The sequence below is a fragment of the Devosia honganensis genome (assembly GCF_042648785.1).
In the GTDB taxonomy this organism is placed as follows: domain Bacteria; phylum Pseudomonadota; class Alphaproteobacteria; order Rhizobiales; family Devosiaceae; genus Devosia; species Devosia honganensis.
In genome coordinates this window covers 172,942-182,645 of the sequence record NZ_JBHRYD010000013.1, presented here as the reverse complement: position 1 = coordinate 182,645, position 9,704 = coordinate 172,942, and the positions used below count along the sequence as shown (strand labels likewise).

Here is a 9,704-nt window from a genome sequence, read left to right as displayed (position 1 = left end):
GCCCCTTCGCCTCCCTCCCCCTTGAGGGCTTCGAACTGTCCCGTAGGGTCAATCGCTCCGGTGGAGCGATTGAAGGTGAGAAGGCCATGAGAGCTATGCTCGAATGGCTGGGCCAGGGGGGTTCGGGATTGTCCGGGAGTCCGATCAATTCATCGAGAAAATCGATGGTGCGGAACCCCCACCCCTAACCCCTCCCCCCTCAAGGGGGAGGGGAACACGACAGCGGCCATTGCGCCGTCAGGCTCATATGCAATTCCCCTGCACCCCAAGGGGGAGGGGCGCAAAGGCAACGATTCAGGCCTGACAATAGCCGGTTTATTCTGCCGGCACGAGGTCGACGCCCAGCCCCGCGAGCATGTCCCAGTAGTCCGGATAGGTCTTTCCGGTGCAGGCGGGATCGAGGATGGTTATGCCGCCGATGCGCAGGCCGGCAAGGGCGAAGCTCATGGCGATACGGTGATCGTGATAGGTTCTTATCCGTGCCGGCAGGGTCTGGCCGGACAGGCCGGGATCGGCCACGACGACAAGATCGTCGCCTTCCTCGCGGGCAAGGCCGGGACGGATGCGATTGAGCTCGTTGGCGACGGCGCGGATGCGGTCGGTTTCCTTGACGCGCAGATTGGCGATGCCGACGAAGCGCACCGGGCGATCGTTGAAGGCGGCGACGACGGCCATGGTCGGCACGGCGTCCTGCATCTGGCTGCCGTCAATGACCGCCGGCATGTCGGGAAATTGCGCGATGAGGGCCCGGGAGGCCGCATCGGGCTGGGTGAATGCATCGGCGGCGATGCCGAGATCGATATGACCGCCGGTCAGTGCCTCGATGCCCCAGAGATAGGTGGCGGCGGAAGCGTCGGGCTCGATGTGGAAATCGGTGGCGCGGTAGCCGGTCGGCTGCACCAGCCAGGCGCCGTCGCCGGTTTCGGCCACGGACGCGCCGAAGGCCCGCATGGCGGCCAGGGTCAGGTCGACATAGCCGCGCGCGCCGATATCCTTGCCGGCCAGGGCGATCTCTACGGGGCCGTCGCCGAAGGGCGCAGCCATGAGCAGCGCCGAGACATACTGGCTGGAGAGCGAAGCATCGACCTCCACCCTGCCCTTGCCGAAGCGACCATTGCCGCGAATGGTGACCGGCGGGCAGCCCGAGGGAGCATCGGCGGCGATGCCCAGGGCGTTGAGAGCGTCGACCAGCGGCTTGATCGGGCGCAGGCGCATGTCCTCGTCGCCATCGACGATCACCGTGCCCTCGATAGTGGCCACGGCGGCGGTGAGGAAGCGGGTGGCGGTGCCGGCATTGCCGAGAAAGAGCGGCGCCGGGGGAGCGGCGAGCCGGCCGGTGCCGGTGACGCGGAACGACGTCGCGTCGGGCTCCTCGACCGTGACGCCCATTTGCCCAAGGGCGCGGGCCATCAGCACCGTGTCCTTGCTTTTCAGGGCACCGGTGAGATGGCTGGTGCCCTCGGCCAGGGCAGCGAGCAGCAGCACGCGATTGGTGATCGACTTGCTGCCGGGCGGGGCGACGCGGCCGGCAAGCGGGCGACCGGGCGGGACGATGGTGTAGGCGGGGGGGAGAGCATTGGACATGGCAGGGGGATCAATGCATGAGCGGGGATTTATTGGCAACCGGAGAGATCGTCGGTGGGCGTCGAGCGCATGGAAAGGCCGCCTCACCCCGCGGGGGAGAGGGGTGGGAACCGCGCCCAGCGCAGTGTCAGGCCCCTGCCCTGGCCTCGGCGATGGCTTTGAGGTCGGCGGGCTTGAGGGTGATGCTCTCGCCGCAGCCGCAGGCGCCGGTCTGGTTGGGATTCTTGAAGGTGAAGCTGGATCCCATCCGGGATTCCTCAAAATCCATGACCGTGCCGAGCAGATACATGGTCGCCTTGGGATCGATCCAGACGTCGACGCCCCGCTCGGAGATATGATCGTCGCCCGGAATCGGCTCGGTCACGTAGTCCATGGTGTAGGACACACCGGCGCAGCCGGCATTCCTGATGCCGACGCGCAAGCCGATGACGGGCTTGTCGGAATCCTCGATGATCTCGGTGATGCGCCCAGCGGCGGCATCGGTCAGGGTCATGATCTTGAAGGGCATCGGGCGGTCCAGCTTTATCGGCGTTTCACGATATATAGGGCGAAACGCTGCGGATTACCACCAATTCAGCGCGACCTGGGCCTCCTCGCTCATGCGCGAGGCGTCCCAGGGCGGATCGAAAACCATGTTGACGGTGACGTCCTGGATGCCCTCGACGCCGCGGGCGGCGTTCTCCACCCAGCCGGGCATCTCGCCGGCGACGGGACAGCCGGGCGCGGTCAGCGTCATGTCGATGACGAGGTTGCGGTCGTCGTCGAGATCGACCCGGTAGATGAGGCCCAGCTCGTAGATATCGACCGGAATTTCCGGATCGTAGACCGTCTTCAGCGCGCCGATGAGATCGGCGGTGATGCGCTCGACCTCGGCCTCGGGCAGTCCGGAGGGCAGATTCTGCGTCATCCGCGTATCGGCGGAAGCGGCGGTATCCTGGTTGCTATCCTGGCTCATGGCGACCTTCCTCAGGCGAAAAACTTGCGGGCGCGCTCGATGCCGTCCACCAGCGCGTCGACGTCGTCCTTGCCATTATATAGGGCGAAGGAGGCGCGGCAGGTAGAGGTGACCCCGAACCGCTCGAGCAGGGGCTGGGCGCAATGGGTCCCGGCGCGCACGGCGATGCCGTAGCGGTCGAGAATGGTGGCGATGTCGTGGGCATGGACGCCCGCCAGCGCGAAGGAGAAGATGCCGCCCTTGCCCGGCGCGGTGCCGATCAGGCGCAGCGAATTGATCCCGGACAAGCGCTCCTGGGCATAGGCGGCGACCTCGTGCTCATGGGCGGTGATGGCCTCGCGGCCGAGGCTTTCCATGTAGTCGAGCGCGGTGCCCAGCCCCATGGCCTGCACGATGGGCGGGGTGCCGGCCTCGAAGCGGTGCGGCGGCTCGTTATAGGTGACGCCGTCGAGCGTCACGGTCTCGATCATCTCGCCGCCGCCCTGATAGGGCTGCATCTCGGCCAGGAGATCGTATTTGCCGTAAAGCACGCCGATGCCGGTCGGGCCGTAGAGCTTGTGGCCGGTCATGATGTAGAAATCGGCGTCGAGGTCGCGCACGTCCACCGGAATGTGCACGGCGGCCTGGGAACCGTCGACCAGGACCGGAATGCCCCGCGCATGGGCGATGGCGATCATCTCCCTGACCGGGTTGATGGTGCCCAGAACGTTAGACATATGGGTGAGGGCGACGAGGCGGGTGCGCTCGCCCAGCGAGCGCTCATAGGCGTCGAGGTCGAGAACGCCGTCCGCGTCCACGTCGATCCAGCGGATGACCGCACCCTGGCGCTCGCGCAGCAAATGCCAGGGCACGATGTTGGAGTGGTGCTCCATGATCGTGATGACGATCTCGTCGCCCGCCCCGATGCGCGGGCCGGCGAAGGCGGACGCCACCAGATTGATCGCCTCGGTGGCCGATTTGGTGAAGACGATCTCCTCGCTGCGGCCGGCATTGAGGAACCGCCGCACGCTCTCCCGGCCGGCCTCATAGCCCTCGGTGGCGCGGTTGGCGAGCGTGTGCAGGCCCCGATGCACATTGGCGTATTCGTGCCGGAAACCGCGCTCCATGCGGTCCAGCACCTGAACCGGCTTCTGCGCCGAGGCGCCGCTATCCAGATAGACCAGAGGCTGGCCGTGAATCCGCTCGGACAGGATGGGGAAATCGGCACGGACTTTTTGAAGGTCGAAGGTCATTTTACCACTGGTTGCGGACGGTTGATCCCTCCCCCCTTGTAGGGGGAGGGAGGGAAGCGATGTCAGTTCCCGCTCAGGAGCCAGCCGTCGATGACGCCCTGGAGCGCTTCGGAGAGGGCCTCGTCCTCGACCGGATCGACCAGCTCGGCGATGAAGCCGCGCACCAGCATGGTCTCGGCCTCGGCCTTGGGGATGCCGCGGCTGAGCAGGTAGAACAGGCTGTCCTCGTCGAGCTTGCCGCAGGTCGAGCCATGGCCGCACACCACGTCGTCGGCATAGATTTCCAGCTCCGGCTTGGAAAGGATTTCCGCTTCGTCCGAGAGCATCAGCCCCTGATGCATGAACTTCGCATCGGTCTTCTGCGCATCGCGCGCCACGACCAGCTTGCCCTGCACGATCGACTTGGAGCGGCCGCGGGTGATCGACTTGAACAGCGGCTGGGAGGTCGTATGGGGCACCGCGTGATTGGCCTCCATGGTGATGTCCAGGTGCTGGCCGTCGGACACCAGGTTGAGGCCGGTCAGATCAGCATGCGCTCCCGCCCCGCTCATGGTGGGGAAAAGCTGGGTGCGCGCAAGGCCGGCGCCGGCATGGATGATCAGGGTACGCAGCCTGGCGCCATCGGCGAGGTGATACTCGTTGGTGGCGAAATGCGACACGCCGCGGGCGCTGAGATCGACGGTGATATGGGTTACCACGGCATTTTTGCCCAGGGCCAGATAGGTGGCGTGGTTGCCCACATGGGCGGCATCGGAGCCCGAGAAGGTTTCGAGCACGGTGGCGGTGGCGCCATCGGCCACGAAGATCTTCAGCGCATCGGCCACATGGGCGGCCTCGCCCTCGATGCGGCGCTCGATCTGCACGACCGGGTCGACGCTGCCCTCGAGCGTGAGGGTGAGAGCCTCCCTGGCCAGCCCGCCATTGACATGCACCAGCATGTCGTCGCGGGTGGTGAGCACGCCGCCGGCGGTCTTGCCGACGATGACGCCGGCAGGGGCGGTGGAGGCATTCTGCACCACGCCGTTGGCGATCATCAGATTGTAGGCGCCGGGAACGCGCAGCGCCGGGGCGCTGGCCTCATTGGCCGGCTGCGCCAGCGGCGGAATGGCCCGCAGCAGCGTCTTGAGGTCGGTGTAGTGATAGCTCTCGACGCGGCGCGTGGGCAGGCCGGCCACGGTGACGCGCTCGGCGGCGGCATCGGCGCCGGCGGCCTTGAGCTGGGCGATCAGGGCTTCCTCGGCAGCACCGAGGCGAACGGGAAAAGTCTGGCGCATGGTCAGGCCGCCTCACCGTCGTAATCGGCATAGCCTTCGGCTTCGAGCTTCAAGGCCAGGTCCTTGTCGCCGCTCTCCACGATCCGGCCATCGGAGAACACATGCACCTTGTCGGGCACGATATGGTTCAGCAGACGCTGGTAGTGGGTGATGATCAGCATGGAGCGCTGCCCGTCGCGCAGGGCGTTGACGCCCTTGGACACCACCTGCAGCGCATCGATGTCGAGGCCGGAGTCGGTCTCGTCGAGCACGGCGAGAGCGGGCTTCAGCAGCGCCATCTGCATGATCTCGGCGCGCTTCTTCTCGCCGCCCGAGAAACCGACATTGAGCGGCCGCCGCAGCATGGCGCTGTCGATATTGAGCTGCGCGCCCGCCTCCTTCATGGCCTTCATGAATTCGGGCGTGGTGATCTCCTCTTCCCCGCGCGCCTTGCGCTGCGCGTTGATGGCGGCCTTGAGGAAGGTCATGGTGGCGACGCCGGGAATCTCGATGGGATACTGGAACGCCAGGAACAGGCCGGCCACGGCGCGCTCGTCGGGCTCCATCTCGAGAATGTTCTCGCCATTGAGCAGGATCTCGCCCTCGGTGACCTCGTAGTCCTCCTTGCCGGCAAGCACATAGGACAGGGTGGACTTGCCCGAGCCGTTGCGGCCCATGACGGCATGGACCTCGCCCGGCGGAATGACGAGGTTCACACCCTTGAGGATTTCGCGCTCCTCGATACGGGCATGCAGATTGCGGATTTCAAGAACGGGAGTGGTCATGTTGTTCTCCATGGCGCCAGTCAGTCGCCGGTTTGGTTGAAGGCCCCCTCACCCGCCCTGCGGGCGACCTCTGCCCCGGAGGCAGAAGCGGGAGGGAGCCACGAGATCTGTGCGAAGCGGCTCGGCCTCTAGCCCACGCTGCCTTCGAGGCTGATGGCGATCAGCTTTTGCGATTCCACCATGAATTCCATGGGCAGGTGCTGGAGCACTTCGCGCACGAAGCCGTTGACGATCAGCGCCACCGCCTCCTCCTCGGAGAGGCCGCGCTGGCGGCAATAGAACATCTGGTCGTCGGAAATCTTGGAGGTGGTCGCCTCGTGCTCGAACACGGCCGTGCCGTTTCGGCTCTCGATATAGGGCACGGTATGGGCCCCGCACTTGTCGCCGATCAGCAGGCTGTCGCACTGGGTGAAGTTGCGCGCGTTCTTCGCCTTCGCATGGGCCGAGACCTGGCCGCGATAGGTATTGTCCGAGAAACCGGCGGCGATACCCTTCGAGACGATGCGGCTGGAGGTGTTCTTGCCCAGATGGATCATCTTGGTGCCGCTGTCGATCTGCTGGTAGCCGTTCGAGATGGCGATGGAATAGAACTCGCCCACCGAACCGTCGCCGCGCAGAATGCAGCTAGGATATTTCCAGGTGATGGCCGAGCCGGTTTCCACCTGGGTCCAGGAGATCTTGGAATTGACGCCACGGCAGTCGCCGCGCTTGGTGACGAAATTATAGATGCCGCCCTTGCCGTCCTTGTCGCCGGGATACCAGTTCTGGACGGTGGAATATTTGATCTCGGCATTGTCGAGCGCCACCAGTTCCACCACGGCGGCGTGAAGCTGATTCTCGTCGCGGGTCGGCGCGGTGCAACCTTCCAGATAGCTCACATAGGAGTCATCCTCGGCGATGATCAGCGTGCGCTCGAACTGGCCGGTGTTCTTCTCGTTGATGCGGAAATAGGTCGACAGCTCCATCGGGCAGCGGACGCCCTTGGGGATATAGACGAAGGACCCGTCGGTGAAGACCGCCGAATTGAGCGTGGCGTAGTAGTTGTCGGTGACCGGGACCACCGAGCCGAGATATTTCTTCACCAGTTCCGGATGCTCGCGCACCGCTTCGGAGATCGAGCAGAAGATGATGCCGACCTTGGCCAGTTCCTCGCGGAAGGTGGTGACCACCGAAACGGAGTCGAAGACCGCGTCCACGGCGACATTGCCCGAATAGGGGCTGTCCATTTCCGCGGCGCCCTCGACGCCGGCGAGAATCGCCTGTTCCTTCAGCGGAATGCCCAGCTTCTCATAGGTGCGCAGCAGTTCGGGATCGACCTCGTCGAGGCTCTTGGGACCCGTGAACGCCTTGGGCGCCGCATAGTAGCTGATCGCCTGGAAGTCGATCTTGGGATAGTGCACCTTGGCCCAGGTGGGCTCGTCCATGGTCTGCCAGCGGCGGAACGCGTCCAGACGCCATTCCAGCATCCATTCGGGCTCGTCCTTCTTGGCGGAGATGAAGCGGATGGTATCCTCATCGAGGCCGACGGGCGCCACTTCGGTTTCGATATCGGTCTCGAAGCCGTATTTGTACTTGTCGACGTCGAGCGCCAGAACCTGCTCGACGGTTTCCCGGTCGATCTCTTCCTTGAGGGTCGGAATATCGTAATCCGCCATAGAGCTTCTCCTTTATGTCCTTCGGCGGTTCAAGGCCGCCGCGAACGAATAGACAGACGCGGCTAGGCCGCCGTTCCTTCCCGCTTCAGGCGGGAATGAAATTTCTCAAAACCTGCAATGAACGCGTCGGCGTCCGCAGGCAACGAATTCCAGCCGAAGCTGACCCTGAGCGCGCAACCGGCAAGACCGGCCGGCACGCCCATGGCGGCAAGGACATGGCTTGCCGCAACCTTGCCGGACGAACAGGCCGAGCCCGACGATATCGACAGGCCCATCAGGTCCAGCCCCATCATGGCGGTGGCGCTGGGCAGGCCGGGCACCGCGAAATTGCTCACATTGCCGACCCGCTCGGCGCGCTCGCCGAAAATCACCACGTCGGGCGCCAGCGTCCGCAGGGCGGTCTCCACCCGGCGCACCAGGGCTGCCAGGGCGGACATATCGTCATCCGCAGCGGCCTCGGCAGCCGCACCGAAGGCCGCGATCAGCGCCGCCGCCTCCGTTCCGCCGCGCCGGCCCTGCTCCTGCCCGCCGCCGGGAATGAGCCGCACGATATCGGCATGGCCCTTGACCAGCAGCGCGCCGACGCCCGCCGGAGCGCCGATCTTGTGGCCGCTCACCGCCATCATGTCGGGTGCCGAGGCGGCAAAATCCAGAGGCAGCCGGCCCAGAGCCTGCACGGCATCGACGAAAAGGGTGTGGCGCGTCGGGCCGACCAGGGCACCGATGCGGCCCATGGGCTGGATCACGCCGGTCTCGTTGTTCACCCAATGCACCGCCACCAGCAGGGAAATGCCTTCGGCATCGGCACGGGCGAGCGCCGCGGCCAGCGCCTCGACGTCGATGCGGCCATCCCCATCGAGCGGCAGCGTCCAGACCGGCAGGCCGGTGGCTTCGGCGGCCTTGAGCGCCGCGGCATGCTCGCCGGCGCTGGCCACGACCGCGCCGGCATCGAAGGCTGTCGCGCCGGCGACGATCGCCTGGGTGATCGCCTCGGTGGCCGAGGCGGTGAACACCACCTGGCGGCTTTCCGCGCCGGCCAGTCGGGCGACCTGCCGGCGGCCGGTCTCCACGACCTCCCGCAGGGCGCGGCCATGGCCGTGAACGGAAGACGGGTTGCCCGGCAATTCGAGCGCGGCAAGCAGCGCCGACCGCGCTTCTGGACGAAGCGGGGACGCGGCATTATGATCCAGATAGATCGCCGGTCTCGTCATTGTGCCTTCCAGGCGCATGCATGTCCTGCATAGCTTCCATGCCAGCCGCGGGACGCTCGCACGCCTCAGCAACCAAACACGTCTTGAAATTTCACGCCCAACCTCATTACAAGGGGCGCACCACTGGCCGCGAGGCGGCCAAAACCGCGTTTTGAACCATTCTAAACTGGTTTTCGGCCCATGTTTTAGGGAGCGACCGGCGCTTAGTCAAGCCGCGCCTGACCGTTTCCGCAGCACCGAAATACCAATGTGACAGAGCCGGAAAAGGCCGGAAGAAAAACCCATGCCAGAAGTCATTTTCAACGGCCCCGAAGGGCGCCTTGAAGGCCGCTATCAGCCGGGCAAGGAGCCCAACGCTCCCATCGCCATCGTGCTGCACCCGCATCCGCAGTTCGGCGGAACGATGAACAACCAGATCGTCTATAATCTGTTCTACATGTTCGCCGAGCGCGGCTTTGCCGTGCTGCGCTTCAATTCGCGCGGCGTGGGCCGCAGCCAGGGCGTATTCGACCACGGCATCGGCGAATTGAGCGATGCGGCGGCAGCGCTGGACTGGCTGCAGATCATCAACCGCGAGTCGCGCGGCTGCTGGATCGCCGGCTTCTCCTTCGGCGCCTGGATCGGCATGCAACTGCTGATGCGCCGGCCGGAGGTGGAGGGCTTCATCTCAGTGGCGCCGCCGGAAAACCTCTACGATTTCTCTTTCCTCGCCCCCTGCCCCTCCTCGGGCCTGATCATCCATGGCGATCGCGACCGGGTGGCGCCGCCCGCCTCGGTGCAGAAGCTGGTGGACAAGCTCAAGACGCAAAAGGGCATCACCATCGAGCAGCAGATCGTGGAGGGAGCCAACCACTTCTTCGAGGGCAAGGTGGACGAGCTGACATCGGCCTGCGCCGAATATCTCGACCGTCGCCGTCAGGAGATCGCGGACGGCGGCGGGCGCTAGGTTCGGGGCGCAGCGAGGCGATCATATCCACTTGCGGCGTCATCCCCGCGAAAGCGGGGACCTCCGTTTCAATACCGGCGCCC

General features: G+C 65.4%; 9 protein-coding genes. 1 reads left to right on the top strand and 8 read right to left on the bottom strand.

All coding sequences use genetic code 11. The annotated features are described in order from the left end of the window. Window positions 1-315 precede the first annotated feature (315 nt). The 8 genes from aroA to ACFOOL_RS14005 form a co-directional block, all read right to left on the bottom strand. Window positions 316-1,584, bottom strand: coding sequence for a 3-phosphoshikimate 1-carboxyvinyltransferase (gene aroA / locus ACFOOL_RS14040; RefSeq protein WP_380097842.1), 1,269 nt, complete (start codon window positions 1,582-1,584; stop codon window positions 316-318). A gap of 127 nt (window positions 1,585-1,711) precedes the next feature. Continuing rightward, entirely contained in the window at window positions 1,712-2,092 is a 381-nt protein-coding gene (locus ACFOOL_RS14035) for a HesB/IscA family protein (protein ID WP_380097841.1), read from the bottom strand. 54 nt (window positions 2,093-2,146) lie between these two features. After that, window positions 2,147-2,491: an SUF system Fe-S cluster assembly protein gene (locus ACFOOL_RS14030; RefSeq protein ID WP_380098017.1), complete on the bottom strand. Its 345-nt coding sequence runs from the start codon at window positions 2,489-2,491 to the stop codon at window positions 2,147-2,149. Between the two features lie 59 nt (window positions 2,492-2,550). Further along, window positions 2,551-3,771, bottom strand: a complete 1,221-nt coding sequence (locus ACFOOL_RS14025; protein ID WP_380097840.1) for a cysteine desulfurase — start codon at window positions 3,769-3,771, stop codon at window positions 2,551-2,553. 62 nt (window positions 3,772-3,833) lie between these two features. Then, window positions 3,834-5,045 carry a Fe-S cluster assembly protein SufD gene (gene sufD, locus ACFOOL_RS14020; protein ID WP_380097839.1) on the bottom strand — a complete coding sequence of 404 codons (1,212 nt, stop codon included), beginning with the start codon at window positions 5,043-5,045 and terminating at the stop codon, window positions 3,834-3,836. A gap of 2 nt (window positions 5,046-5,047) precedes the next feature. Beyond that, a complete protein-coding gene (sufC, locus tag ACFOOL_RS14015; protein ID WP_380097838.1) occupies window positions 5,048-5,809 on the bottom strand; it encodes a Fe-S cluster assembly ATPase SufC in 762 nt (253 codons plus the stop codon). 128 nt (window positions 5,810-5,937) lie between these two features. After that, window positions 5,938-7,464 carry a Fe-S cluster assembly protein SufB gene (sufB, locus tag ACFOOL_RS14010; protein ID WP_380097836.1) on the bottom strand — a complete coding sequence of 509 codons (1,527 nt, stop codon included), beginning with the start codon at window positions 7,462-7,464 and terminating at the stop codon, window positions 5,938-5,940. Window positions 7,465-7,526: 62 nt separating this feature from the next. Next, entirely contained in the window at window positions 7,527-8,675 is a 1,149-nt protein-coding gene (locus tag ACFOOL_RS14005; protein ID WP_380097835.1) for a cysteine desulfurase family protein, read from the bottom strand. A gap of 283 nt (window positions 8,676-8,958) precedes the next feature. Here ACFOOL_RS14005 and ACFOOL_RS14000 point away from each other — a divergent pair, with 283 nt between their 5' ends. Beyond that, on the top strand, window positions 8,959-9,621 hold the full coding sequence (locus tag ACFOOL_RS14000; RefSeq protein WP_380097834.1) for an alpha/beta hydrolase: 663 nt from the start codon (window positions 8,959-8,961) through the stop codon (window positions 9,619-9,621). Window positions 9,622-9,704: the final 83 nt, after the last annotated feature.